This window comes from Acinetobacter sp. NIPH 2699 (assembly GCF_022549355.1).
Classification (GTDB): domain Bacteria; phylum Pseudomonadota; class Gammaproteobacteria; order Pseudomonadales; family Moraxellaceae; genus Acinetobacter.
Genome location: NZ_JAKZGL010000001.1, coordinates 380,290 through 407,137, shown reverse-complemented (window position 1 = coordinate 407,137; position 26,848 = coordinate 380,290). Strand labels below are relative to the sequence as shown.

At 40.3% G+C, this 26,848-nt stretch carries 18 protein-coding genes; 6 read left to right on the top strand and 12 right to left on the bottom strand.

The window, feature by feature from the left end:
* On the top strand, nucleotides 1–453 hold a 453-nt coding region (locus tag MMP72_RS01960; protein WP_241313994.1), incomplete at its 5' end, for an FAD-dependent oxidoreductase.
* Between the two features lie 54 nt (nucleotides 454–507).
* Here MMP72_RS01960 and MMP72_RS01955 read toward each other — a convergent pair.
* The 7 genes from MMP72_RS01955 to MMP72_RS01925 form a co-directional block, all read right to left on the bottom strand.
* A complete protein-coding gene (locus tag MMP72_RS01955) occupies nucleotides 508–2,517 on the bottom strand; it encodes an alpha/beta fold hydrolase (protein WP_241314033.1) in 2,010 nt (669 codons plus the stop codon).
* Nucleotides 2,518–2,738: 221 nt separating this feature from the next.
* Nucleotides 2,739–3,638: a hypothetical protein gene (locus tag MMP72_RS01950; protein WP_241313992.1), complete on the bottom strand. Its 900-nt coding sequence runs from the start codon at nucleotides 3,636–3,638 to the stop codon at nucleotides 2,739–2,741.
* A 105-nt stretch (nucleotides 3,639–3,743) separates the two neighbouring features.
* Entirely contained in the window at nucleotides 3,744–4,565 is an 822-nt protein-coding gene (gene cysE / locus MMP72_RS01945) for a serine O-acetyltransferase (protein ID WP_241313990.1), read from the bottom strand.
* Nucleotides 4,558–5,397 (bottom strand): RNA methyltransferase, encoded by an 840-nt coding sequence (locus tag MMP72_RS01940; protein ID WP_241313988.1) that lies wholly within the window; start codon nucleotides 5,395–5,397, stop codon nucleotides 4,558–4,560. Before MMP72_RS01940 ends, cysE begins: the two co-directional genes overlap by 8 nt.
* A 13-nt stretch (nucleotides 5,398–5,410) precedes the next feature.
* Nucleotides 5,411–8,974 carry a DNA polymerase III subunit alpha gene (dnaE, locus tag MMP72_RS01935; RefSeq protein WP_241313986.1) on the bottom strand — a complete coding sequence of 1,188 codons (3,564 nt, stop codon included), beginning with the start codon at nucleotides 8,972–8,974 and terminating at the stop codon, nucleotides 5,411–5,413.
* Nucleotides 8,975–9,132: 158 nt separating this feature from the next.
* Nucleotides 9,133–10,200, bottom strand: a complete 1,068-nt coding sequence (locus MMP72_RS01930; RefSeq protein WP_241313984.1) for a type II asparaginase — start codon at nucleotides 10,198–10,200, stop codon at nucleotides 9,133–9,135.
* A gap of 341 nt (nucleotides 10,201–10,541) precedes the next feature.
* The gene (locus MMP72_RS01925; protein ID WP_241313982.1) at nucleotides 10,542–11,972 is read right to left on the bottom strand and encodes a pyridoxal phosphate-dependent aminotransferase; all 1,431 of its coding nucleotides are present in this window, start codon (nucleotides 11,970–11,972) and stop codon (nucleotides 10,542–10,544) included.
* A gap of 242 nt (nucleotides 11,973–12,214) precedes the next feature.
* Between MMP72_RS01925 and msrB the strand changes: the two genes are divergently transcribed.
* The 3 genes from msrB to MMP72_RS01910 all read left to right on the top strand — a co-directional run bounded on the left by msrB (nucleotide 12,215) and on the right by MMP72_RS01910 (nucleotide 14,697).
* Entirely contained in the window at nucleotides 12,215–12,634 is a 420-nt protein-coding gene (gene msrB / locus MMP72_RS01920) for a peptide-methionine (R)-S-oxide reductase MsrB (RefSeq protein ID WP_241314030.1), read from the top strand.
* On the top strand, nucleotides 12,631–13,119 hold the full coding sequence (locus tag MMP72_RS01915; RefSeq protein WP_004671491.1) for a glutathione peroxidase: 489 nt from the start codon (nucleotides 12,631–12,633) through the stop codon (nucleotides 13,117–13,119). The genes msrB and MMP72_RS01915 overlap by 4 nt, the downstream gene beginning before the upstream one ends.
* A gap of 108 nt (nucleotides 13,120–13,227) precedes the next feature.
* The gene (locus MMP72_RS01910; RefSeq protein WP_241313980.1) at nucleotides 13,228–14,697 is read left to right on the top strand and encodes a hypothetical protein; all 1,470 of its coding nucleotides are present in this window, start codon (nucleotides 13,228–13,230) and stop codon (nucleotides 14,695–14,697) included.
* Between the two features lie 55 nt (nucleotides 14,698–14,752).
* Here MMP72_RS01910 and MMP72_RS01905 read toward each other — a convergent pair whose 3' ends face one another.
* The 3 genes from MMP72_RS01905 to MMP72_RS01895 all read right to left on the bottom strand — a co-directional run bounded on the left by MMP72_RS01905 (nucleotide 14,753) and on the right by MMP72_RS01895 (nucleotide 19,725).
* Nucleotides 14,753–17,893 carry an efflux RND transporter permease subunit gene (locus tag MMP72_RS01905; protein WP_241313978.1) on the bottom strand — a complete coding sequence of 1,047 codons (3,141 nt, stop codon included), beginning with the start codon at nucleotides 17,891–17,893 and terminating at the stop codon, nucleotides 14,753–14,755.
* Nucleotide 17,894: 1 nt separating this feature from the next.
* Nucleotides 17,895–19,082, bottom strand: a complete 1,188-nt coding sequence (locus MMP72_RS01900) for an efflux RND transporter periplasmic adaptor subunit (protein WP_241313976.1) — start codon at nucleotides 19,080–19,082, stop codon at nucleotides 17,895–17,897.
* Nucleotides 19,083–19,272: 190 nt separating this feature from the next.
* A complete protein-coding gene (locus MMP72_RS01895) occupies nucleotides 19,273–19,725 on the bottom strand; it encodes an Lrp/AsnC family transcriptional regulator (protein ID WP_241313974.1) in 453 nt (150 codons plus the stop codon).
* A 154-nt stretch (nucleotides 19,726–19,879) separates the two neighbouring features.
* Between MMP72_RS01895 and MMP72_RS01890 the strand changes: the two genes are divergently transcribed.
* Both MMP72_RS01890 and MMP72_RS01885 read left to right on the top strand, forming a co-directional pair.
* Nucleotides 19,880–20,497 (top strand): LysE family translocator, encoded by a 618-nt coding sequence (locus MMP72_RS01890; RefSeq protein WP_241313972.1) that lies wholly within the window; start codon nucleotides 19,880–19,882, stop codon nucleotides 20,495–20,497.
* Nucleotides 20,498–20,689: 192 nt separating this feature from the next.
* Complete coding sequence (locus MMP72_RS01885; protein ID WP_241313970.1) at nucleotides 20,690–22,894, top strand: TonB-dependent receptor; 2,205 nt, start codon at nucleotides 20,690–20,692, stop codon at nucleotides 22,892–22,894.
* 45 nt (nucleotides 22,895–22,939) lie between these two features.
* On the opposite strand, the gene dapC is transcribed toward MMP72_RS01885, so the two are convergent.
* Entirely contained in the window at nucleotides 22,940–24,109 is a 1,170-nt protein-coding gene (gene dapC / locus MMP72_RS01880) for a succinyldiaminopimelate transaminase (protein WP_241313968.1), read from the bottom strand.
* A 61-nt stretch (nucleotides 24,110–24,170) separates the two neighbouring features.
* On the bottom strand, nucleotides 24,171–26,837 hold the full coding sequence (glnD, locus tag MMP72_RS01875) for a [protein-PII] uridylyltransferase (protein ID WP_241313966.1): 2,667 nt from the start codon (nucleotides 26,835–26,837) through the stop codon (nucleotides 24,171–24,173).
* Between the last annotated feature and the right edge of the window lie 11 nt (nucleotides 26,838–26,848).

Genomic DNA, 26,848 nt, shown 5'->3' with positions numbered 1-26,848 from the left:
ATTGACCTTGCAGGGATTGTTGAGCATGTCACTTTGGTTGAGTTTGATACCAAGCTTCGTGCCGATCAAGTGTTACAAGATAAGTTAAACAGTTTACCAAATACCACGGTGATCCTAAATGCCTTAAGTACAGAAGTGGTTGGTGATGGTGCACAAGTGACTGCGTTAAAATACAAAGACCGTGCGACTGAGCTTGAACATACGGTAGCGCTTGCTGGGATCTTTGTGCAGATCGGTTTATTGCCTAACACCGATTTCTTGAAAGACAGTACAGTTGAGTTAAGCAACCGTGGTGAGATTATGGTGAATGATCGTAATGAAACCAATGTCAAAGGTGTGTTTGCTGCGGGTGACTGTACTACTGTGCCTTATAAGCAAATCATCATTGCCACTGGTGAAGGTGCTAAAGCATCACTCTCTGCTTTTGATTATATGATTCGTTCTGGTGTTTAACGTTCATTAATCAAAAAAATGCCCAAACGTTAGTTTGGGCATTTTTTTATTGGTTTAGGGTTTATACAAGCCATGATCGACTAAATGCTGACGCAGAATTCGGCGTAATTCTAAGATTGCTTCAGGAGTTTCCTGTATTGAATGACCACCATGTAAAATTTTCTCAGAGACTGCACCATTTAAATGTGCACTTTTATATGGAACGATGCCATCAGTAATGATATTCGGGTCATCGCTTTTGGTAATATTTCCCATAATTGAATGGAAAACTAAACCTTTTTCTGGCGGAATATCAGCGGTCAGTTCCATGAATTTTGATTTTTTACTTAAATCACTTGGGCCATTTTGAATCACATCACTGGTCAGTGTTTTTACAAAGTCTTTCAGCTCGATATCATCACTGGTTAATGTATCCGCCAAAGTGGTTAAGAATGTTGCGGGTAAGCGAATAATTTTACGTGCAGCTAAGGTAAACCAACGATCTGCATAATCAGTTCCCCGATGTGGTGAAGCTAGGAAAATGGCACGATCAAAGTTCATAATCGGTTTCATTCTAAGCCGTTCACTAATTGCAGGATGCTTTCTGAGTTGTGTTTGCTGGCGACTGCTCATCATTTGTAACGCTTGTTTGGACACATCGACATCACTGACTAGAAGTCGGCTAATAATACCGCCCATACTATGACCAATTAAAACAGCATTTTTTGCCGCAGCATCTTTTGGATTTAATGAAGAAAATGCCTGTTTTAATAATGCATAAATTTGAAAACGGCTTTCTAAGATTGGCATATTGGTTGAATAGAAAACTTGCCATACTTGATATTGTTCACGTAAAACCGTATCACCCATAATATCATTGGTTACTGCAATCCAAGCCTCAGGACTACTTGCAAGACCATGGACCAGCACGATTATTTTTTTATTTGGATTATAGGGTTCTAGCATATATAGATGCGGCATTGTTAAACGTTGATCTCGATCAATCAAGCTTAAATATGCTGCTGCACCTAAATTATTTTCTGCCAACCAGAGTCCATAAGGTGCGGAGAAATTTGCTGCAAGCGAATAAGGTTTACCAGCAATATTGATTTTTTCAGTGTTATACGGGTCGTAAGCTTTAATTTCAAAATCAGGACTGGTTAACACATCCTTAACAGACGCAGCAGGTTTTTTAGGTTGGGCAATGATGGTAGAAGCTAAATAACGTGCTGGATGAATATTTGGATTTATTCCGTTAGGGTAGTCATAATTTAATGGATCGAGAATATATTGATTATCCCACTTACTCTCTGATGTGGCAAAGACTGCAACAAAATCTGAGCCGAAGCCATCACGACGGTTAAGTGCACGTAAGCCTGAAAAATTCATATTGTAGCTAGATACAAACTGCTCTAGGCTCTCATTTTCTAAACGTTGATATTCTTTTAAATCAAGTGAATAGGTGCTTTTTCCGATTTTAATTGTCGGTTCAAATTCTTGTTTAGGGTATCGAACTTTGTGAACATGTACGAGTCTGGCTAAAGCTTGGTTATAAAAATCCCGAATTTGTACCTGACGGTTATCAAATAGCCGTTCTTGTGGCTGGCGAGTGGTTTTAAATAAATAGGCATAGCTGTAACGAATCGTTTTATCCAAAGCATCGAGTTCTTGATCTAAACATTGCTCATACGCTTTTTGGATAAGTTTTTGTTCTTCTTCAGCTTTATGCTTGGTTAGTTTACTGATTTTACATTCAGAGGATTCTGATAAAGCCATTGCTTTAGCAAGATATAATTCACTTGCTGTTGATAGTAATTGTTCATCAAGAATTTGAGGGATTTCATGTAAATCCGCTACGCATTGATTGGGGGTTTCCATGCAAATTTTAGCGGCTTTACCAGACATTGAAAGCACATTGAGGCTGGCCTCACTGAGTTTCTTTTGTGTCAAAATACTGTTGCGTTCGTTGGCAATGGTGACATTCAATGCCTGTTGTTTTAGGCTGACAACCTGACAGCCACTGAACATAAGGGTACTGAGTAGACTGATAACAAATAGACGTTTATTCGGGGTAAATGCTTGCATCATGGATCAGCACAGGTCGCTTGAATTATTATAGTCATAATACTGAAATTAGATGTTTTTTCAATGAATAAAAAATAGGCTGTACCAGACAGCCTATTTATATTGAAAGCTAAGATTACATTAGACTTCTTTCATAAATCCCCTTGCGGAACTTCAATTGTTCCTTATTCTCTCTATGGGAGAAATACAAAGAGGATGTCAATAATGATGAAAGAGAGCTATTAGTTCATGACTTGCCAAACATTCCAGCGTTTACCAGATTCCACTTCACGAATTAAACGATCAGCCACTTCTGCTTCATCTGGAAATTTAATTTTATAGTTCTTTAATGTCTGAATCGCATTTTTCTTCTGTTCTAACCAAAGATAGTTATTCGCAGCAGAAAGATAAGCTTCTTGAACCCCACCTTTGATTGCTTTATCTAAATAAGGAATCGCTTCACGTTGACCACCACCTTCAGATAAACCAAAACCGAACCAGAAATTGATTTCTGGATCATTTGGGCTGATTGCAAGAATACGTTGTGCGTAATTTAAAGATTTAGAGGTATAAGATGTACCCAAATCTAAGTTACGCGCCATCACACTGGCTTTAAATGCACGTGTTAATACATCAAATGATGCATTTGGTTTTTCTGCTAAAGCATCTAATTTATGTGTAATTTCTTTGAGCTTAACTTCATAGCCTTTACGCTCTTGACGTTCTGGGAAGCGTGGTGGGTAATGACGTGCCTTACCTTCAACCAATTGTAAAAAATCATCGATTTCAGTGACATCGACTTCATTATCACCAGCGAGTACAGCATATTTCATACTACGTTGTTTGCTATCAATTGTTGGAACGATGAGTTTGTTTACATCTAAGGTTGTTGATTTTGATGGGTCACCTTGTAATGAAACGACCATTTTAGTCACGGGCTGAGCTGTGGCATCTTTAATCGCTAGTTCAAAGCTTGGCGGCACATCATACTGGATTGGATTTAAAGCATAAAAAGCTGGCGTAGGATCAGGTTCTTTAAATACAAAAGGTTCAGCAACATTTGCTTTTTTTGTTGGAGCAATACCGCATGCGGTTAGAACTGAGGTTGAAAGTACGAGTAATGCCAAAGGCTTAAAATTCATGATCTACGTCCATTAATTTTAGTAAGGTGATAAAAGTGGTTGATTTCGCTAGTCTAGGAAAAGCGAAACCAACTTGCAATGGATGACATGTTGTATTTTTATAATTTACTCCGTTTTTGATGGGATACTTTGTGCATCACATTCACGTCGGACTTCTTCAATAATTTTTAACTCTTCTTTACTAAAAGGTTGAGTTTTAGAATTTTGACCTTTAAACGTTGGATCAAGTAGAGACAGTCTTTGGTAAAGTGTATTCATCCGTTTTTCATTTTTTTGCATACGATCCAGTAACACACGAATACCTTCTAAAATAGGATCAGCTTGTTCTTCAGTTGTTGCATAAGGTTCAAAACCAATACTTTCTGCATAATCTCGACGTAGTGCCTCTTGTTCTGTTTGCTCTATCGTCACGGACTCTTTAAAAATATAACGGGCTGGACTCCCCACGGCTGTCACACCAGCAGGTACCTCTTTCGTCACCACCGCATTGGAACCTATTTTGGCACCTTTGTGTACAGTAAAAGGCCCTAAAATTTTTGCACCTGCGCCAACCACGACCCCATCTTCTAAAGTTGGATGGCGTTTACCTTTATTCCATGTCGTTCCCCCTAAGGTGACGCCATGATATAGGGTGACATCATCGCCTATCTCAGCGGTTTCGCCAATCACAACGCCCATACCATGATCGATAAAGAAACGTTTACCTATTTTTGCGCCCGGATGGATTTCGATGCCTGTGGCAAAGCGACTAAAAGAAGAGAGCAGTCGAGCAGAGCCTTTATATTCTTTTTTCCATAACTCATGGGCCATGCGATGCATAATCAGCGCATGAATACCTGGGTAGGTCGTCAGGACTTCGAGTGTATTGCGAGCAGCAGGATCACGTGCAAATACAGCTTCGATATCTTCTTTGAGCTGTTTAATCATTGGACTGATCCTCCTTACTGTTTTGTTTCCATGAACCATTTGCGAGTGCTTGTACACGGCTAAATATCCCGCGTAATAAATGGTACTCCATACGATCTAATTGTATCCTTCCAAACAAACGACGCAAGCGTAATGGAAGTAACCGGGGATTATTCGGGTCTAAAAACTCAATTTCTGTCAGCATTTTTTCTAAATGAGGATAAAACTCCTCCATTTGCTGTTGGTTTACGAGTGGTTCGTCCCATTGCATACTTTGTTGTTGTTTTAGCTGCATGTGATCATCAGGCAGGGCGAGCGCTTGAGTATTTTGTTCAAGTGCAGCCATACGTAACTCATAACAAACAACCTGAATGGCTTGAGCAACGTTGAGCACGCCATATTCAGGATCAACTGGAATGGTTAAATGATAGTTTGCTAAAGCTAATTCTTCATTGGTGAGACCACGATCTTCACGGCCAAACACAATCGCAATATTCTGTTGCTGGTTTGCTGCTTGTAAAGCTTCTTTTGCAGCAGGGCGAACATCGAGTAATGGCCAAGGAATGGTACGACTACGTGCACTGGTGCCAAAAACCAAATGACAGTCTTGAATCGCTTGTTCTAAGGTATCAACAATCTCGATCTGTTCGATTAAATCTTGTGCGCCTGCGGCCAATGCATCAATATCTGGATGCGGATAAGTTTTGGGTGCAACGAGTACAAGTTTAGATAAACCCATCGTTTTCATGGCACGTAACGCACTACCAATATTTGCAGGTAAAGTCGTATTGACCATGACAATACGCACATGATCCAAATGTTTGGACACGTTGTTTGAGTCAAACAGGTTCATATATCATCCAAATTTAAGAATATTGAGAGATTTCAGACTGGTAAAGATCTAAGGCTTCATCCATTGACATATTTTCAGGTGGCGGGGCAACCACACTGACTTTCGGCGCTTCAGCTACTTTTGCTGCTTTGGATTTCACTTGATATTCAATGAAAATTGCCTCTTTACCAAAATAATCACGCAACTTTGCTAGCAGTTCATCTAAAGGTACAACTTTCCATTGAGCGCCTAAGTGTAATTCTGCTGTTGCAAAGCTTTGTTCAATTTGCAGGTGTAGACCAATATGTTGGCACATATCAATATTACAATAGGGTAAAAGCAATGTTTGCAGATCTTTTGCCAATGATTTCGTCATTAGATCGTTGCTTAAACGAACTTGGATACTTTGGGCGCGTTTTTGGCGAATCTCATTTAAACTAAATGCCTTGCTTAACCGAGCCATCGGGCGGTCGAAACCTTCACGTTCGTAAATTTCACCCTCAATCACCACGACTTGTTCTAAACGGACGACCTCTTTATAGCGTTGGAAACGTTCATGATTGCAACTGATTTCAACACGCGCAGTACCATCATCTAAAGTGATCATGATACGGTTTGGGAAGTTTGCAATATCGACAACCAATCCAGCAAAGACAGTGGTAACGCCACGACGTGTTGGTGTGAGTTCATTGAGTTTAGCAGAGACAAATGATTTTAATTCAGGGCGGTAGACATCGATAGGATGACCCGTTAAGTACAAACCAAGCGTATCTTTTTCACCTTTTAAGCGAACTTCATCAGCCCATGGTTTAACAGGTTTAGATGGCTTGCGTTGAACTTCCTCAACTTCACCAAATAAATCCATGATACCTGTTTCACGATTACTTCGGGCTTGCTCCGCAGCCTGTACCGCTTCTGGTAATTGTGCCATGAGGCTCGAACGTTCAATACCTAAACAATCCAGTGCACCTGCACGGATCAACGCTTCTAAGGTACGTTTGTTGATTTTTTTCAGATCGATACGATGACAGAAATCAAATAAATCTTTATAAGGACCTTCTTTGGTACGAGAGTCGATCACAGACTGCATTGCCTGTTCGCCAACACCTTTAATCGCACCTAGACCATATACAATGGTTTGTTCATCACTGGCATGGAAATGATACAGCGACATATTTACGGAAGGTGGAAGTACTTCTAGCTTATTATTACGACAGTCATCAATCAGAAACACGATACTGTCGGTATTTTGCATTTCCGATGACAGTACCGCTGCCATAAACTCGGCAGGGTAATGTGCTTTTAACCAAGCGGTATGGTAGGCAACTAAAGCATAGGCTGCGGCATGGGATTTGTTAAAACCATAACCCGCAAATTTTTCCATATAGTCGAAGATATGGTTGGCCGTTGCGACATCGATCCCTTTTTGTCCAGCGCCTTCCGTAAAGATCTGGCGTTGTTTCACCATTTCTTCAGGTTTCTTTTTACCCATCGCACGGCGAAGTAAATCTGCACCACCAAGCGTATAGCCTGCACAGATCTGAGCTGCCTGCATCACCTGTTCTTGATAAACCATAATACCGTAGGTTGGCTCTAACACACCTTCAAGTAATGGATGCAGATATTCAAACTCACCGCCATGCATACGATGGATAAAGTCTGGAATAAGATCCATTGGACCGGGACGATACAAGGAAACGAAGGCAATAATTTCTTCGAATTTACTTGGTCGAGCTTCCTTGAGCATTTTTTTCATGCCGACGGATTCAAACTGGAACACCGCAGTTGTATTTGCATTGGCAAACACAAGATAGGCATCTTTATCATCCAATGGCACATCAACAATATTTAAAGGCACTGCTGACTTGATGCGTTTATTAATATTCTGAACGGCATCTTCGATTACGGTTAGGTTACGCAAACCCAAGAAGTCAAACTTGACGAGACCCGCGGCTTCAACATCATCTTTGTCATATTGTGCAACACGACCTGTACCATCAGCTTCACAAAGCACTGCGGAATAGTCGGTAATTTTCCCTGGTGCAATTACAACACCACCCGCGTGTTTACCTGTGTTCCGCGTGATACCTTCTAGCTTGAGTGCCATTTCCCAGATCTCAGCGGCGTCGTCATGATCTGGATTGGATGGATTAGTAACGATATCCTTAAGTTGAGGTTCCATGTCAATGGCTGTCACCAAATCAACACCAAGCGGTTTGGTTGGCACCATTTTTGAAATACGATCTGCAAGACCGTATGATTTACTCAATACACGCGCGACATCTCGAATAGCGCCTTTTGCAGCCATCGTACCGAAAGTGGCAATCTGTGAAACGGCTTCACGACCATAGTTTTGAGCCACATATTCAATGACACGGTCACGGCCTGCAATACAGAAATCGACGTCGAAGTCGGGCATTGAGACACGTTCAGGGTTTAAGAAACGTTCAAAGAGGAGATCATAACGTAGCGGGTCAAGATCGGTAATTTTTAAACTATAAGCGACCAAAGAACCTGCACCTGAACCACGACCAGGACCGACAGGCACGCCATTATTTTTGGCCCATTGAATAAAGTCCATGACGATCAGAAAGTATCCTGGGAAGCCCATTTTCAGGATAATATCAACTTCATATTTAATTCGTTCATCATAGGGTTGACGAATTTCTGCCCAGTCTTCATCGCGCTTGTCAATTGGATAAAGGTGATTGAGGCGTTCTTCTAAACCTTCACGAGATAAATGTTCGAAGTAGCTATCAATGGTATAGCCATCTGGAATAGGGAAGTCGGGTAAGAAATAAGTACCCAATTGCAACGCGACATTACAACGTTGCGCAATGTAGTAGCTATTAGCGATAGCACTTGGAATATCTGAAAATAGTTCAGACATTTGCTCGCCAGTTTTAAAGTATTGTTCAGTACTATAATTTTTCGGGCGTTTATTATCACCCAATACATAACCATCGGCGATACAGACGCGTGCTTCGTGAGCATCATAATCATGTTGTTCGATGAAGTGCACATCATTGTGTGCAACCACACCAATCTGATACTTTTCTGCAAGTTTTAGGGCCTGCTGAATAAAATCTTCTTCACCAGCACGTTCCGTCCGAGTGAGTGCTAAATAGACGCGGTTTCCAAACTTTTCGATCCACGCTTCTAATAATGGCTCAGCTTTTTGCGGGTTAGACGAACTCAGCATTTTACCCACATCACTATGTTGACCAAGTAAGATGATGAGATCTTCTGCTTGCTCAAGCACCCAGTCTTTCTGTACACAAGGGATGCTGAGTTGTTGTCCTTCAATAAAACCGCGAGAAACGATTTCGGTTAGACTACGCCAACCAATATTACTCATTGCTAACAATGTGGCTCTATGTTCAGCATCATTTAAACGTATAACGCTGCCAAGAATAGGTTTAATGCCTTTTTTTAGACAAGCCTCATAAAATTTTACCGCAGCATGCAAATTGGATAAGTCTGTAAGTGCCAGCGCAGGCATTTCATCTTTTACTGCAACTTTGACCAAATCAGGTATGCGCACAATCGATTCTGTAATCGAAAATTCTGTATGAATACCAAGATGAACAAAATGCATGAATCTATCCTTAACGCGATCAATGATTATTCTAACATGCTCTGTCTTTGTCAGTTGTCTAATATTTTTGCAACTAAGACGAGATTCCGTTGACGAACGGTAAGTATAAAAAGAAAAACCGATGCAGATACATCGGTTTGGAAAATCATGAGCTAAAATTAATATTGCCAGAACATGCGCTGAATTTCTTTTGCATCATTGGTTTTGGTTAGAGCGAGAGCCGCTAAAATACGTGCTTTTTGTGGATTAAGATCATGTGCTGCAACCCAGCCATATTTATCATCAGGTTGTTCTGCGTTACGTAAAACAAAGCCTTGAGGTACGCGAGAAGAGCGAATGATCTGTATGCCTTGTGCATCATGCAGTTGCTTTAATGTTGGAACAATATAGTTTGCCACAGAACCATTCCCTGTACCGGCATGAATAATTGCTTTTACCCCAGCTTTTGCATAAGCAAGATATGGATCAGGCATCATTGAGTCAGAACCATAGACGATTTGAACGAGTGGAAGTTGCTCACCTTTAATATTCTCAATATTAAATTCAGATGCTTGGGTATGGGTTTTTATACTACTTCTAAACCAATATGGTTTTCCTTCAACGACCGTACCTAATGCGCCCCATTGGCTGCCAAAGGCATTGGTATGAATATTGATTCCTTTGGTCACATCACGTGCCGCAAAAATGGAATCATTCATCAGCGCAAGCACCCCTTTGTTTTTCGCTTCATTTGAAGACGCAAGGGCAACCGCACTATATAAATTAAGCGGACCATCAGCAGAAAGTGCTGTAGATGGGCGCATTGAGCCAACTAAAACGATTGGCTTGTCAGTATGAATAACAAGGTTGAGAAAAAACGCAGTCTCTTCAAGCGTATCAGTGCCATGTGTAATGACGACGCCATTCACCGATGGTTTTTTGACCAAATCATTCACTTGACGTGCGAGAGATAAAAGCTCTTTGTCGGTAATACTCTCTGAAGCAATTTGTAAGGCTTGTATGCCGCTAACATTTGCTAATTCTTTGATTTGAGGTACAGCATTGATTAATGCATCTACAGGAACTTTTGCTGCTGTGTAGGTTGCACTATTGGTCGAGCTTGCACCTGCACCAGCAATCGTACCGCCTGTTGCCATAATGACGACATTATTTTTTGCATACAACGAAACCGAAGCAGCAAGTAGTGTGCATGCGAATCCAAATGATTTAACCGTTTTATTCATCATCAATTACAATCCTGTATTTTTAGTTTTCCATTGAAGGGTTATGTCTTTATATCCTATACGACATCAAAGATTATTATTTGAACTTTTAATATATAAATCATTGGCAATTTATTCTTTATTAGAATCTATTTAGATGGACTAAACTAAGTTTGATTGATCACCTAAGTCATGTGTATGTATGGCGGGTGAGGAGTTAAAGGTGAATGATTTCAGTTGTTTGATGTTTTTAGCAGGGTCTGAATAAAACTATATTATACTGTTGAAATTTCATGTAATTTTGGATGATTTAGGCTAAAAATAAAAAAGCAATGTCTAGTAAAGACATTGCTTTAATTTTTTAATTAACGGCGAGTGGCTAAGAAACGGCCTAAACGATTAATCGCTTCTCGCAGTTCATTCTCCGCAGGTAAAAACACCACACGGAAATGGTCTGGCGTAGGCCAATTAAAGCCCGTACCTTGTACCAATAACACTTTTTCTGCTTTCAATAAATCCAACATCAATTGTTCATCATCTTCAACTGGATAAACTTCAGGATCGAGTCGTGGGAAGCAATACATGGCACCGTCAGGTTTCACACAACTGACACCGGGGATTTCATTGAGCATTTCCCAAGCAATATTACGTTGTTCGTATAAACGACCGCCGGGACGAATCAAATCATTAATTGACTGATAGCCACCCAGAGCAGTTTGTATTGCATATTGAGCTTGATGGTTGGCACACAAACGCATTGATGCCAACATATCTAAACCTTCGATATAATCAGCTGCACGATTTTTATTGCCTGTAATTGCCATCCAACCTGCACGATAACCCGCGATACGATAGGCTTTTGATAAACCATTGAAGGAGATACAAAGTTGATCACCAGCCAAAGCGGCAACAGCAACATGCTCAATACCGTCATAAATAATCTTGTCGTAAATTTCGTCAGCAAATAAAATTAAATCATGCTTCTTCGCTAAAGCGACGATTTGTTCTAACACGTGTCGTGGATAAACTGAACCTGTTGGATTATTTGGGTTGATGATGACAATACCACGCGTGTTTGGCGTGATTTTGCTTTCCATATCTGCAATATCTGGGTACCAATAATTTTCTTCATCACATTTATAGTGAATGGCTGTACCGCCTGACAGATTGACTGCTGCTGTCCATAAAGGATAGTCAGGCATTGGCACCAACATCTCATCACCATCATTGAGCAAGCCTTGCATGGCCATCACAATAAGTTCAGAGACACCATTTCCGACATACACATCATTGACATGCATATCAAAAATGCCTTTTTGCTGGTAATACTGGCAAATGGCTTTACGTGCAGGAAAAATACCTTTTGAATCGGTATAGCCAATTGCATTGGGGAGGTTTAAAGCCACATCATTAATGATTTCTTGTGGTGCTTCAAAACCAAAAGGCGCAGGGTTGCCGATATTGAGCTTAATGATCTTGTGGCCTTGCTCCTCCATTTCATTGGCGGCTCGCAATACTGGCCCACGAATGTCGTAACAAACATGCTCAAGCTTAGATGATTTTTTAATTTCTCGGTTTGCTTGAGTAGACTGGGGCGTAGCAGTATTTTTAGGCATAGCTGGATTCACTTTTGCATATCGGTATAAATAACTTTTAAAGGTTTCGACTGTAACCAAATTTAGATCGTGTTGATCTCTCAGTAATTCAACAATTTTTTCATGGGTAAAACCTGATTGTTGATATTGTCTGATGGTTGGTAATAGATTTTTAAAAACCACACTTTTTTTCTGTGACATTTTTTGTCCTAGACAACCGCGCACACTAAGAATAACACTATGTTTGCTTACGTCAAATAGAGATGCCTTGAAAATTGCTTACTTTTGTTAAAATAATTTGCTAGCTTTTTGCTATTTTGTTTTTTAATGCTGAAAATTCATTAAATTGTACGAACTGAGACTAGAGTTTTTGTTGTGAATGGCGTAAATATAAAACTTGATCATCAAGATATTTTTAACAACAGAATATAAAGGTGCAGGTCATGGGAAAAGTGAATAAAACTGACAGAGAATGGCAAAGAGAGCTATCACCAGAAGAATATCGCATTACTCGTCAAAAAGGCACAGAACCGGCATTTACGGGGCAATATTGGAATAATAAACAGCACGGAGTTTATGTGTGTCGATGCTGCGGTGCAGAATTATTCTCTTCGGAAACGAAATACGATAGTGGCTGTGGTTGGCCAAGTTTTTTTAAGCCAATCGACAATGTATCTATAGAAGAACATGAAGATTTATCGCACGGTATGGTCAGAACGGAAATAGTCTGCCATGATTGCGATGCACATTTGGGTCATGTGTTTGAGGATGGCCCACAGCCGACTGGGTTACGTTATTGCGTAAATTCGGCATCATTACAACTTAAAACACAAGAAAAGAATGACGAGGAAACTTATCCATGAGTAATATTTATCAGTTTGAAGCTGAATTGTTAGAGGGTGATATAAAAGCGCTCGCTGATTATAAAGGCAAGGTCATGCTGATTGTAAATACAGCGAGTAAGTGTGGTTTTACACCTCAATTTGCAGGGCTTGAGAAACTTTATGAAAAATATAAATCTCAAGGTTTAGAAGTTCTAGGTTTTCCATGCAATCAGTTTGGGGGGCAGGACCCAGGCACGAATAAGGAAATCGGGACATTTTGCCAACGTAATTATGGTGTGGATTTTCCGATGTTCGCTAAGGTTGATGTAAAAGGGCCAGAGGCGCATGTAATTTTTCGTTTTTTAACACGAGAGGCCAAAGGTATTTTGGGGAGCCGTAATATTAAATGGAATTTTACCAAGTTCTTGGTTGGACGTAATGGTGAAGTTCTAGGACGTTATGCACCGACGACAAAACCAGAAGCTTTAGAAGCGGATATTGAAAAAGCTTTGGCGAAGAAATAGTGGGTACAATACCGTTATTTAAGGCTTTAATTATTGAATAATAAAATAGGTGTGGTAAAAACACCTATTTTATTTTAGTTTAAAATTAATTGTTAAATTAGATTAAAAATGAAAAAACAAGTATCAAATTTATTTATTAAAGGGGTTTGTTCTGGAGTTGTAGGAACATTATCAGTTTTAGGATTAGGATATGGTGGGGGATATATTTATCAACAACAGCAAGCTAAAAGCTATTTGACTGCAATTGAGCAATATAAAACTAACTTTGTGAGTCAATTGAATCAACAATATTTTAATAATGAAACAAAATCAGCACAGAAAATTCTAATTTTGAATAGAAATATTTCACAAATTCAAAAAGATATTGTAGATAATCTACAAGTTAAAGCAGGTATCACACTGAAGTTTGAGCATCTACAATTCGTTGCAAGTTTGGATGGAAAACAAGCGCCTAAATCACTAACTCATTATCAACTTTTTTACCAACCGCAATACCAAACAGATAATCAAGAATTAGCTTGGCAATGTTTCTCTAATTTACCAGATCATCTACGACCTAAAGATTGTCTTTATAGAAAAGAAGCGCCAAGCAATACTGAATTATTAAGAGAGGCATTCAGTGCCTCCTTTTCAGAGCGCCGTAATAGTCATAATAATTTAGGTGATTATCCTGCAAGTATGCAGCGACAGCATACTCAAATTCCAATTGAAACTGAGTGTACTAAGTTCAAAGCGAGACTTCCTCAAGACTTTGATGTTTATGCAACAGGAGCTTATTCTGGACGCAAATCAAATTATCAGATTGATGATAGTGGACATCAAGCTACAGAAATGGATATTCAAGTACAACATGACCGTCCTATTGTACTGATCTTGGGAGCTTATGAGCCTACGATTTGGAAACTCAAATGGGAGGATCAGACTAAAATTGTTGGTGTGATTGCAACTGGGTATTATAAACAGCAAGTTTTAGGGCTACCTAGATCAATTCCAATTCTTGAGACAACGAGCCAGAATTCACAATGTGGTTATGCTTATGTTTCAGATCGCAATGCGACACAGGTCAACCAATTGGCACAGAAAGTCGTGCAGAAGGATATAAAGGCTATTGTACTAGCACAAAATGGGCAGGCAAATATTGGTAATATTCGTTCGATTAGTGCTTTGCGGTCATCTAATGATCGAACTTTAGATGATGTTATTGATAAAAATGCGCCCTTAGCTGGTGAAGCGGGAATTCGTGATGCAGTTGCTAAAGGCTTATTGCGCCCTGCCAATAAAGCAGATATTAATGGGTGGAAAGCAGCGTATAATAAGGCAAATAATATTCACACTCCGCCTGTGATTGGTGCAACTGAATCTAGTTCAGATACTGGTATGGAATATGTACATTTTCATAATGCTTATGTGGTATTAAAAGAAATGACTATTCCAGCCGGTTTGTATGGTGCTCATTCGGTCACATTTTTCGTACCCAAAGGTGTACCAACACCTAAGGGAGAGAGAGGCCATTCGACCATTTATGATATGAATGTGGGTAACTGTATAGGTTCATCACCTAATTGCCAACATCGTTGACTATATTAAGATAAAAAATAGGCATCAATGCGATGCCTATTTTTTTTGCCATTATTTATGTATATGTTGATTCAACTGATTTACCTTTACTAAAACTATGCAGTTTGCGGTTGATATCATCAATAAAGGTATACACCACGGGGATAACAAGTAATGACAAGAAGGTACTGGTAATCAAACCACCAATCACCGAAATTGCCATTGGAGAGCGGAAACTCGGGTCTGTCCCGATGCCCAATGCGATTGGCAACATACCAGCCCCCATTGCCAATGTGGTCATAATAATCGGACGGGCACGTTTATGGCAGGCATCCAACAGGGCATTGAATCGCGAATAATGCTTCTCGTTCCTTGCAATGATGGCGTAATCGACCAATAGAATCGAGTTCTTACTTGCAATCCCCATCAGCATAATTAAGCCAATCAAACTTGGCATAGAGAAACTACTTTTTGCTAAAAGAAGTAAAACGAATGCGCCGCCAAGTGATAAAGGTAATGCGACTAAGATGGTAATCGGTTGTAAAAAGTCTTTGAATAAAAGCACCAGTACCACATAAATACACAGCACACCTGTGAGCATTGCTAAACCAAAACTTGAAAATAACTCCTGCATGACCTCAGCATCACCAATATTAGTACGTGTCACACTTGGTGGTAAATTTTTCATGGTCGGTAGTTGATCAACTTGTGCGGTTACATCGCCTAAAGGTTGATTATTGAGTTCAATATTCAGGTTGATATTTCGCATACGATTGAATCGGTCAATCTGCGAAGGACCACTTTCAATATTGACATCTGCAATGCTGCCCAACATCACAGGGCCTTGATTCCCTTTGATGATCAGGCGTTTGATTAACGCTTCATCTTGACGGGCGGATAGAGGAAGCTTGATCACGATTGGTATTTGGCGTTGCGATAAATTCAATTTAGACAAGTTCTGGTCAAAGTCACCAGCGGTTGCGATTCTTAACGTTTCAGCAATATCATAGCTTGTGATACCAAGATCTGCTGCTCTGGCAAAGTCAGGACGAACAACCAATTCAGGGCGAATCAGTGCAGCACTTGAGCTGACACTACCAATATTCGGAATCGTCCGTAATTCACGTTCAAGTTTACGTGCAGTCTCCATCAATGCTTCAGGATCATCACCAGACAGTGCCAGTTGATATTGGCTGTTATTTCCTGCGATGCCCACTTGAATCCTTGCACCTGGGAGTGGGGCGAGACGTTGTCTGATCTCATCTTCAATTTGTTGCAGACTGGCAGATCGATCCGAGCGTTCAGTGGTTTGAATGGTGAGTGTGGCTTTGCGAGGTTCGCTAGATGCTCCACCTGCAAATGGGTCTGTACCTGCTGCACCGCCCCCAATGGTGGTGTAGACACTTTTAACCTCAGGATGGTCTTTAATCAGATTACGTGCGTACTCTGCTGTTTTTAAAGTTTCTGAAAATTGTGAACCTGGTGTTAATTCTACGCGAACTTGTGTCTGTCCTGTATCTGGGGGAGGAACGAAACCTGTTGGCAGCAGTGGAATGAGCATGAGCGAGCCAATAAAAAAAGCAATCGCGCCAAATAGTGTGAGCCAACGATGGTTTAAACACCACGTGACTAAACGCATATACACGCGCATGACACGACTATCATTTTCACGGTCTTTTGCAAGTCCTCTTTGACCCTGATCTTCTATCGAAGAGGCTGGCAATGGATGGTCTATTTTCCCAACCCATGGCTTAAGAATATAAGCAGCCATCATTGGGGTAAGTAAACGCGCAACCAATAGTGAGGCAAAAATCGCAAGTGATGCTGTCCAGCCAAACTGAACGAAGAATTTACCTGCGATACCACTCATAAATGCGGTAGGTAAGAACACCGCTATTAAGGTAAAGGTTGTGGCTATGACCGCGAGACCAATCTCATCCGCAGCTTCCATCGCGGCTTCATACGGGGATTTCCCCATTCGTAAATGCCGAATAATATTTTCAATTTCAACAATTGCATCATCCACTAAAATACCGACCACCAAAGACATGGCGAGTAGCGTGACGATATTGAGGGTGAAGCCGAGGTAATACATGCCGATGATGGCAGGTAAAATTGAGAGTGGCAGAGCAGTAGCCGCAATGATGGTTGCACGCCAATCGCGTAGAAATAACCAAACCACAAGTACCGCTAAAATTGCGCCTTCATATAACAGCGACATTGAGCCTTTATAATTATCTTCAACAGGCTTAACAAAGTTAAATGCCTCAGTAATTTTAATGTCAGGATGGGCGGCTTTGAGTTTATCCAAAGCGATAATGACACCTTTTTCAACATCAACTTCACTTGCACCTTTACTGCGGGTGATTTCAAATCCAATAACAGGTTGACCATTTAAAAGTGCAGCAGAACGTCGCTCAGCTATTCCATCATGTATGGTTGCAACTTGATCAAGGCGGATATGCCGACCATCACTTAAGGCAATGTTCATCGCACCAATTTCAGCCGCTGTTTTGACGGTGGCAATGGTACGAATAGATTGTTCACTACCGCCAATTTTAGTTTCGCCGCCTGAAGCGTCTTGTTGGATTAAGCGAAGCTGTCGGGTAATTTCTGTCGCAGTTGCATTGAGTGCCAATAGTTTTTCAGGATCGAGTTCAACATCAATTTGACGTGTGACACCACCAACACGCGATACAGCACCGACACCTTTGACTTGAAGCATGGCGCGCGCAATATCATAATCAACAAACCATGACAGTGCTTCTTCATCCATTTTGGGCGATTGAATGGCATAGGTTAATATTGGCGAACCCGATAGATTGATTTTACTGACAATCGGATCTCTTAAATCAGCAGGTAAGTCTGAGCGAACCTGTGATACCGCATTACGAACATCGTCAACGGCCTCTTGAAGCGGCTTCTCCAATTGGAACTCTGCGGTAACACTCACCACACCATCTTGAATATTGGTATATTGATTTTTTAGACCTTGTAAGGTTGCAATCGAGTTTTCTATTTTACGGGCTACTTCAGTTTCAAGTTGTGGTGGTGCTGCGCCGGGTAAGGCGGCTGTCACCGTGACCATTGGCAATTCAATATCTGGAAATTGCTGTATTTTCATCCAGTGAAAACAGAGCAAACCCGCCAAGCCAAGCATAATGAATAATAGAATACTGGGAATAGGATTACGGATCGACCAAGAAGAAACATTCATCTTAATGCTCCTGTGTAGTCACAAGTTGTTTGCTCAGGGGAGTATCAGGAATTTCCTTGGCAATATGCACTAAATCCCCGTCAGTTAAGAAACCAGTACCAGAAGAAACGACTTTTAGGTTGGCTGCTAAACCTAAGATTTCTACACGATTATCTAAACGGCGTCCGATGGTCACTTTTTGTTGTGTCACACGGTTGTTATTATCAACGATAAAAACATAAGCAAAGCCATCACGTAATAACAATGCTGTTTGTGGAATGGTGAGTGCGGATTTTTCACCCAAATCAAATTCACCTTTGACAAACATCCCCATACGAACGGCTTGGGTTGTTGGTAAATCAACATAGACCAAACCATAACGTGTTTGTGGGTCAATCACAGGCGCAATCATTCTGATTTTGCCCAATATTGCAGGTTGAGTTGGGTCGGGTGAAAAGATACGAGCAGTCATCCCTTGCTTTAATTTATATAGATCAGTCATGGTCACTTCTGCACGCCATTCTAGGCGGTGATCACGAATGAGACGAAATAACTCTTGTCCTGTTTGTGCTAAGGAGCCGACTGTGGCACTTCGTGTAGAAATAACACCATTGTCAGGTGCAATGACTTGGGTCTGCGCTAAACGCAATTGATGCGTTTGAATTTGTGCTTTAGCGGCATCCAGTCGAGCTTGTGCAGTGGCTTGAGAGGTTTGATATTGGGTGGATTCCTGAGCAGAAATTGCCCCAGTATTTTTGAGTTGTTGAATACGTTTATGATTGGTCGTGGCATCGCTAAGTACGGCCTGGGCTTCAGCATAACTGGCTTTTGCAGCAGCTAAATCAGCCCGAATGGTATCGCTATTAATTTCTGCTAAAACCTGACCACGTCTAACCTCATCGCCGACATTAACATTTACTCGAGTGAGACGTTGACCTGACAATTCACTGCCAATCACGACTTCTTGCCAAGCAGCAACGTTACCATTTGCAGTAAAGGTTTGTTTCCAGTTTTGCTGTAAAGGTTGAACCACGGTAACGGTAAGGGCGGCTTTTTGCTCAATTGTCTCTGCTTTGTTTTGGTCTGTATCCGTTGACTTTTTAGCCGCTCCAATTTGTCGTATGGCGATTAAAATAATCACAAGTACGATAATAATTGCTAAAAGGAGCCAAACTTTTTTATTTATTTTCTGGGGAGTTTGCGAAGCCATCTTTCCATCGTTCACCAAATATTGATGGCTAAGTATAGACCAAGATTTCAACAGATGGTCAATAGTAAATTGACGGATGAAAAAATGAATAAATAGCGATATCTCTATAGCTTTTAAATCGATTTAGACGGATGTATTTCATTCGGTCTATAGATTATTAATTCAAGTAAAATATTTTCAACCGCGACTTCTATAGCGGAAATAATCGATTAGAAACAACGTTTTTCATGACAATCGTTGAGGTGAGACGTTGCACATTTGGCAATGCTGAAAGGCCATCATCATAAAGTTTTTGGAAGCTCGCTAGATCTTTAGTGACAACATGTAATAAATAATCAGGATTACCAAACAAGCGTTGGGCTTGAATGACGTTGGCAATCTCACTGACTTTTTCTTCAAAACTTGATAAAGCGCGTTTATCTCCATCTTTTAAAGTCACAAAAATAATGGCGGAGAAATTAAATCCAATTTGTGAAGCTTCAAGATCCGCATGGTAGCCTTTAATCACGCCAGTTTCTTCTAAGGCTTTTACTCGACGATGACAAGGAGATAAGCTCAAGCCGACTCTTTCAGCTAATTCTGTGATGGATAATCGCCCATTTACTTGTAGTTCAGCAATAATTTTCTTATCAATACGATCCATTTGGAAGAATCTACCTTTAAATTTTGAATTTGTAGAAGTATTTAGAATAACATTTTAACCATTAAAGCATATTCTCTCAAACCTATCTTCACCAAATGGTGAAAAACAGAAAGTGCTTGAAAATTGTTGGGCGGCTGTGAATTAGGTGTTGAATATGGAAATGAATATTATTTTTGCCTTCTGGTGTGTTTCGATCTTATTTGTGTTAACGCCTGGCGCAGATTGGGCTTATGCCATTCTTGCAGGGATAAAAGGTGAGTTTTTAATCACTGCTGTTACAGGTCTCATACTGGGCCACCTTCTTGCTATTTTATGCGTTGCCGCTGGTGTGGGGACATTAGTCCATCATTATCCAATTTTGCTAAGCACTATGACGATAGTAGGGGCTTGTTATTTATTATGGATGGGAGCAAATCTGTTCATGCACCCAGCCACAATCTCAAATGACAGTAACCAGACTTTATCTCTTGACTCGGCAAGATCATGGTTGATTAAAGGAGTGGGAATTAGTGGATTAAACCCTAAAGTTCTACTGCTATTTTTTGCTTTATTGCCTCCATTTATCCATCCGAAAATGGCGTTTTCACCAACAACACAAATTATTTTACTGGGTATGATTCATTTACTCAGTTGTGCTGTGGTCTATGTCTTGGTCGGGATGGCTGCAAAAAAACTGTTAAGAACACGTCCTGTTGCTGTACGCGTTGTTAGTCGTGTTTCGGGTGGACTGATGGTGCTGATCGCGTTAATGCTGGTTGTTGGGCAGATTTGATTCAAATTAAATATTTTGGCTATGTTTTATTGTTTAATATTTATGTTGATTGAATTCATAATGTTAATTTTAATTAAACTTACTTCATCAAGTTTTTGAATGAATTGATATGGAATAGCTTGATAAAAAGTAGTGCAAAACGTATTAATTCTCATTTATTATTCGGTTTTTAAAAGTTGGCTGATAGAGATCATGGCTAGAAAACTTAAACCATTAGTATTGATGATGGCATGTGCTTCACTGAACGTGACGACTGTTTTTGCAAATGAAACAGGGGAGAGTCAGCAAGCAAATGCGGTAGTGAAATTGGGTACGATCAGTATTACTGCGAGTGCTGATGCTTCAGCAGATGGTTTAATGGAGTCTTTCGCTGGTGGTCAAGTGGCCAGTGGCGGACGGGTGGGGATATTTGGCAATCAAAAAAACTTAGATACGCCGTTTAATCTTACTAGCTATACCAATGAATATATTCAGTCCAAGCAAGCCAAAAGTGTGGGGGATGTACTAAAGGCTGATCCAAGTGTTCGTGTTGGGCGAGGTTTTGGAAATTTTCAGGAATCTTATTATATCCGAGGTTTTAATTTAGGTTCGGATGATACGGCTTATAATGGTTTGTATTCAATTTTACCGCGTCAATATATTCCAACAGAGTTATTTGAGCGGATAGAAGTGCTCAAAGGCGCTTCATCTTTTTTAAATGGTGCGATGCCTGGAAATGGCGGGATCGGTGGAGCAATTAATCTGTTACCAAAACGTGCAGGCAATGAACCATTAAATCGTGTGACGGTAGGTACTGATTTTAATGGTGGTCAGATTGCGAGTGATGTATCTCGTCGTTTTGGTGAAGACCAAGAGTTTGGTGTGCGTTTAAACACAGCCTATCATGGTGGCAATACCAGTGTTAATGATGAGAAGAACTCATTGGGCTTAGCTTCTATTGGGTTAGATTATCGTGGTGATCGTTTACGTTTATCGGGGGATATGGGTTATAGCAATAATCGTTTAACTGCAACACGTGCCAATATTTCTCTTGCAGGTTTAACAGAAGTGCCTGCTGCGATTAAGGCAAGCAAGAATTACGTACAAAAATGGACCTATTCCAATGAAGAAGATGTGTTTGGTAGCTATCGTGCAGAATATGATTTAAATGATGCGATCACCGCTTATGCAGCTTACGGCTTTCGTCATGGAAAAGAACAAAACAGCCTTGCAAATCCAACTTTAACCAATATCACCAATGGAGAAGCGAAGTATTCCCGCTTCGATAATGGTCGAGTAGATATGGTAAATACGGGAGAAATTGGCGTTCGTGGTAAATTAGAGACAGGCTCTATACAACATAATCTTGTGCTTTCAGGTTCTGCATTCCAGCAAAATACTCGTAATGGTTGGGCGATGAGTGACAGCAACTTAACCAATATCTTTGATCCGAATTATACGGATGCACCTGAATTAACGATTGGTAATCCAGAGCGCGTAAATGATCCTAAGCTAGGGACACGTACTCGTTTAAGAAGTATTGCAATTGGAGATAATATTTCTGCACTTGATGATAAGTTGATTGTAATGCTCGGTGCGCGTTATCAAAAGATCATGCAGGAAACGTATAACTATCAGACTGATGGAAGCAAAATCAATCCAACTTATAGTGAAGCTAAATGGACACCTGCTTTAGGTGTAACTTATAAACTTTCACCAGAGTTTTCGATTTATGCAAACTATATCGAATCATTGGCGAAAGGTTTGAGTAATACCACGGTAGATGTGACAACCACACTGAAACCTTTTGTTGCGAAGCAAAAAGAAATTGGCGCTAAATATGAAAATGATCTTTTAGGTGCAAGCGTAAGTTTATTTGATATCAATAAACAACGTGGCATTTTACAAGATGGCGTATTTAGCGATGCTGGTGAATATGTACACCGTGGGGTCGAACTTAACACCTATGGAAAGCTAACTGATTCGATTACCGTATTGGGTGGTGCATCGTGGTTACATGCAAAGCAAAAAAATACAGGTTCTACATTATATGATGGCAATAATGTAGTTGGTGTACCGAAGTTTCAAGCAAATTTGGGTGCTGAATGGGCATTGCCAATTCCTCAAGATGTATCATTAAATGCGCAATTGACCTATACAGGTTCGACTTATGCAAGTTTGGATAACAAGCTAGAAGTAAATGATTGGACTACTTTAGATATTGGTGCAAACTATAAAACTCAGCTTGGACAAACACCAACGACTTTCAACTTAAAGGTCAATAATGTGTTCAATAAAGATTATTGGTCTTCTGTTGGTTTATCTGACAATATCAATAGTACAGCAAATACCAATAATGGTTATGTCGTTGCAGGTCTGCCACGTACATTTATGTTGAGTGCCAGTTTTGATTTCTAATCGAGTTACCTAGAAAAAGTCCCCGAATATTCGGGGACTTTTTATTTATAAAATTGCTTTGAGTCGTTTAACCACTTCTTCACACTGTGCTAAATCAGCAACCAGTGCCATTCGGACATGACCTTCACCCGGATTACCTTGTTCGGTGTCACGAGATAAGTAACGACCCGGTAAAACTTTGATATGTGCTTTTTCCATAAGTATTTTGGCAAAAGTTTCATCGTTATCCACTTTTAACCAGTAATAGAAACCTGCATCTGGTTTTTTTAATGGCAATAAATGACCCAATTCAGATTGGAATAAATCAAACTTAGCACGGTATTGTTGACGATTTTCTTCAACATGTGCTTCATCATTCCATGCTGCAATTGAAGCCAATTGATTCTGTACTGGCATCGCAGCACCATGATAGGTGCGGTATTGCAAATACGGTTTTAATAATGCTGCATCACCTGCAACAAATCCAGAGCGCATACCGGGTAAGTTGGAACGTTTCGAGAGTGAGTGGAACACGATACAGTTCTTATAGTCATCACGTCCCATTTCAGCACAAACTTCTAACAGACCAATTGGTGCTTGATCAAACCAAAGTTCTGAATAACATTCATCAGATGCAATTACAAAATCGTATTGATCTGAAAGAGCAATCAACTTTTTAAACTGTTCTTTAGAGAGTACTGCACCTGTGGGATTGCCTGGTGTGCAGACAAATAACAGGGCCGTTTTTTCCCACACTTCAGCGGGTACAGCGTCAAAATCGCCTAAATAGCCATTTTCTTCGGTGCAATTGATAAAATAAGGTTGAGCACCAGAGAGTAACGCTGCACCTTCATAAATTTGATAAAACGGATTTGGCATCACGATATAAGGTGCTTCTTCGCGTTTAATCAACGCTTGAACAAAAGAGAAGATCCCTTCACGTGTGCCTGAAACTGGCAAGATATGATCTTCTGCACTGATTTGATTCAATTTAAAACGACGAGTTAGCCATTGTGCAATACTTTGGCGCAGTTCAGGTAAGCCCTTACTGTTTGGATAAGTCGATAAATGGGCAAAATTATCAATAATAGCTTGTTTAACAAACTCAGGAGCAGGGTGTTTAGGTTCACCAATTGAAAGAGGAATCAAAGGTAAATTGGCAGGTTGCACATCTTTAAAAAGTTGCGTTAACTTTTCAAAAGGATAGGGATGCAATAATGACAAGCTTGAGTTCATTTAAACAGTTACCAAATGTAGGGGCGTATTGTATACGCCCAATTATTGATTGAAATTAAAATTAAGATGGATTACAAATTTGATTTGATGCTTCATCCAAAGCTGCTTTGAGCATTTCTGAAAAAGCGGTAACCTCTTCATCCGTTAGTAATACACCATTTTTCTTGGTGACAAAGAAAATATCTTCGGCACGTTCGCCCAATGTTGCGATTTTAGCAGAATGGATGTCTAAACCTTGCAGCATGAACAATCCACCAATACGCGCCAGTAAACCCGGCTGGTCAAGCGTCGATATTTCTACCATATGCTGTTGTAAGGTGGGGTTAAGCACAATATCAACGGTATTCTGTATATCGAAATGACGTAAATGACGCGGAATACGGCGTTGCATGATGCCAGGATATTGATCTGAATGATTCAATGCTTCAACCAAAGCGGTTTTCACTTTGTGTTCACGTTCAGGATCTGTAAGTAAAGTACCAAAGCGATCCAAAACTAAATAAGTATCTAAACTAAATGCGGTACTCGCGGTGATAATTTTAGCATCTTGAACGTCAAGATTCATTCGGTCTAATACCGCAACCGTGGTTGCAAACAGGTTGGGCTGATCTCGTGTATAAATAAAGAGTTGAACCGCATCTTCAGCCGCATTACGATGCGCACGTAAAAGAACTAGAGGCTCAGGATTATCGCCATGTTGTAGAATTGCTTGCGTATGCCATGCAATTTCGTTTGCTGATTCTTTAACAAAATAGTCATCGCCAAGTTCTTGCCAGACCTTCTCAACTTGAGCCAAAGAAAAGTCATTGACCAGCAGTTCACTGGCAGCGAACTTCGTGTCTTCAATGAGCATTTGATAATCAACTGGACGCCCTAAACCAGAACGAACCACATCACGTGAGTAGGTATACAGTTGACGCATCAGTGAGGCCCGCCAAGTGTTCCATAAGTTTGGATTGGTGGCATTGATATCTGCAACAGTCAGAGTATAGAGATAATCTAAATGTTCCATATCACCGACTTTTTCAGCAAATTCTTTTACTTCGTCAGGATCGGAAATATCTTTTTTCTGTGCGGTGAGGGACATGAGGAGATGGTTGTTAATCAACCATGCAACCAGTTTGCATTCACGTTCGGTAAAGCCATGTGTACGGCAGAACTTAATTGCATCAATTGCACCGAGTTCACTATGATCACCACCACGGCCTTTGGCAATATCATGGAAAATTGCAGCTAAGTAGACAATATCATGTCTAGAAATCCGTTGGAAAACTGAACTCACCACAGGGAAGTCTTTGGCGAATTCAGGTTCTTTAAAACGGCTCAAATTGCGAAGGAGCAATAACGTATGTGCATCAACCGTATAAATGTGGAATAGGTCGTATTGCATCAATCCCGTAATTTGTCCAAAGGCAGGAATGTAATTGCCTAAAACACCATAACGTTTCATTGCAACCATCGTTTCGTATAAACGATAGGGCGAACGAATAATTGACATAAATAGCGCTTGATGTTCTGGATCATCTCGGAAGCGTTGATCAATTCGTTTTGCTGCAAGAACAAGTAGGCGTAAGGTGCGAGCACGAATGCCTGTAATTTCTGGGCGATTTGCCAGTAAATAGAACAATTCTAAAATTGCACTTGGTGTTTCGGAAAAAACTTTATGATGTTGTACCGCGAGTTTGCCATCAACGATTTTAAAGCGCTCATTGATTTCGATAATTTGACGTTCATATTCAGCGAGGCGTGGGGTAATGACAGACTCATTGAAATATGCCAATAACATTTCATTTAGCGTAGAAACTTGCTGGGCGGTTCGATAATAGCGTTTCATAAACTGTTCAACGCCAAAATTCACCGACTGACCTTCTTCACGAACATAACCAAATTTAGCAGCAATTTCACGTTGATGATCAAACAATAAGCGGTTTTCATCACGTTTTGCTAGGCGGTGTAAATGGTTGCGAATTTCCCATAAAAAGCTTTCGGCTTCTTCTAGCACTGCAAGTTCAAACTCAGTGATAAAACCTAAATGCACCAGATCATAAATACGATTGACACGGAAGTGACGTTTTGCAATCCAACCGATTTGATTAATATCACGAATACCACCCGGTGCATTTTTGATATCTGGCTCTAAATTACTTTCAGTATTGTTATGTTGAGCATAGCGTTTGGCTTGCTCTGCCATTTTTGCATCATAGAAGGTTTGATCCGTCCATGTTTGCGCAACAATACGACGTGGCCATTTCGCCAGTTGTTCATTCCCAGTAATTAAGCGTGCTTCGATCAGGGTGGTTGCTACGGTTAAGTCATTGGTTGCTTGTTCTACACAGTTTTGAATGGTGCGAACGCTGATTCCAGGTTTAAAATTACCGACATCCCACAACGATGAAATGAAAGTAGAAATCAATTTTTCTTGTTCTTCACTGATCTCGTCGTCGGACAAAATCATAATATCAGTGTCTGAATAAGGCAGCATCTCACGGCGACCATAGCCACCGACAGCAAATAAACCTAATTCAGTTTGATTGAGGCCCGCATGATTCCACAGAAATATCAGGGCTTCGTCAATGGAGTTAGAACGAGCTTTAATGACGTCACGAATAGATTGGCCATTTTCATAACTCTCTTGTAACTGCTTCTCTACATCTTTTCGCCATTGATTAATGGCTTGAATATCATGATGACTGGTGACGTAGTTCAACAATGGAGAAGTATTGATCATGAAAATGGTCT

Bases quoted from the DNA above. Each gene is read 5' to 3' on its own strand.
- MMP72_RS01885 (WP_241313970.1), top strand. From the start codon at position 20,690: ATGGCTAGAAAACTTAAACCATTAGTATTGATGATGGCATGTGCTTCA.
- MMP72_RS01940 (WP_241313988.1), bottom strand. From the start codon at position 5,397: ATGAACCTGTTTGACTCAAACAACGTGTCCAAACATTTGGATCATGTG.
- dapC (WP_241313968.1), bottom strand. From the start codon at position 24,109: ATGAACTCAAGCTTGTCATTATTGCATCCCTATCCTTTTGAAAAGTTA.
- dnaE (WP_241313986.1), bottom strand. From the start codon at position 8,974: ATGCATTTTGTTCATCTTGGTATTCATACAGAATTTTCGATTACAGAA.
- MMP72_RS01930 (WP_241313984.1), bottom strand. From the start codon at position 10,200: ATGATGAATAAAACGGTTAAATCATTTGGATTCGCATGCACACTACTT.
- MMP72_RS01915 (WP_004671491.1), top strand. From the start codon at position 12,631: ATGAGTAATATTTATCAGTTTGAAGCTGAATTGTTAGAGGGTGATATA.
- glnD (WP_241313966.1), bottom strand. From the start codon at position 26,837: ATGATCAATACTTCTCCATTGTTGAACTACGTCACCAGTCATCATGAT.
- MMP72_RS01910 (WP_241313980.1), top strand. From the start codon at position 13,228: ATGAAAAAACAAGTATCAAATTTATTTATTAAAGGGGTTTGTTCTGGA.
- MMP72_RS01950 (WP_241313992.1), bottom strand. From the start codon at position 3,638: ATGAATTTTAAGCCTTTGGCATTACTCGTACTTTCAACCTCAGTTCTA.
- MMP72_RS01895 (WP_241313974.1), bottom strand. From the start codon at position 19,725: ATGGATCGTATTGATAAGAAAATTATTGCTGAACTACAAGTAAATGGG.
- MMP72_RS01900 (WP_241313976.1), bottom strand. From the start codon at position 19,082: ATGGCTTCGCAAACTCCCCAGAAAATAAATAAAAAAGTTTGGCTCCTT.
- cysE (WP_241313990.1), bottom strand. From the start codon at position 4,565: ATGATTAAACAGCTCAAAGAAGATATCGAAGCTGTATTTGCACGTGAT.
- msrB (WP_241314030.1), top strand. From the start codon at position 12,215: ATGGGAAAAGTGAATAAAACTGACAGAGAATGGCAAAGAGAGCTATCA.
- MMP72_RS01905 (WP_241313978.1), bottom strand. From the start codon at position 17,893: ATGAATGTTTCTTCTTGGTCGATCCGTAATCCTATTCCCAGTATTCTA.
- MMP72_RS01925 (WP_241313982.1), bottom strand. From the start codon at position 11,972: ATGTCACAGAAAAAAAGTGTGGTTTTTAAAAATCTATTACCAACCATC.
- MMP72_RS01890 (WP_241313972.1), top strand. From the start codon at position 19,880: ATGGAAATGAATATTATTTTTGCCTTCTGGTGTGTTTCGATCTTATTT.
- MMP72_RS01955 (WP_241314033.1), bottom strand. From the start codon at position 2,517: ATGCAAGCATTTACCCCGAATAAACGTCTATTTGTTATCAGTCTACTC.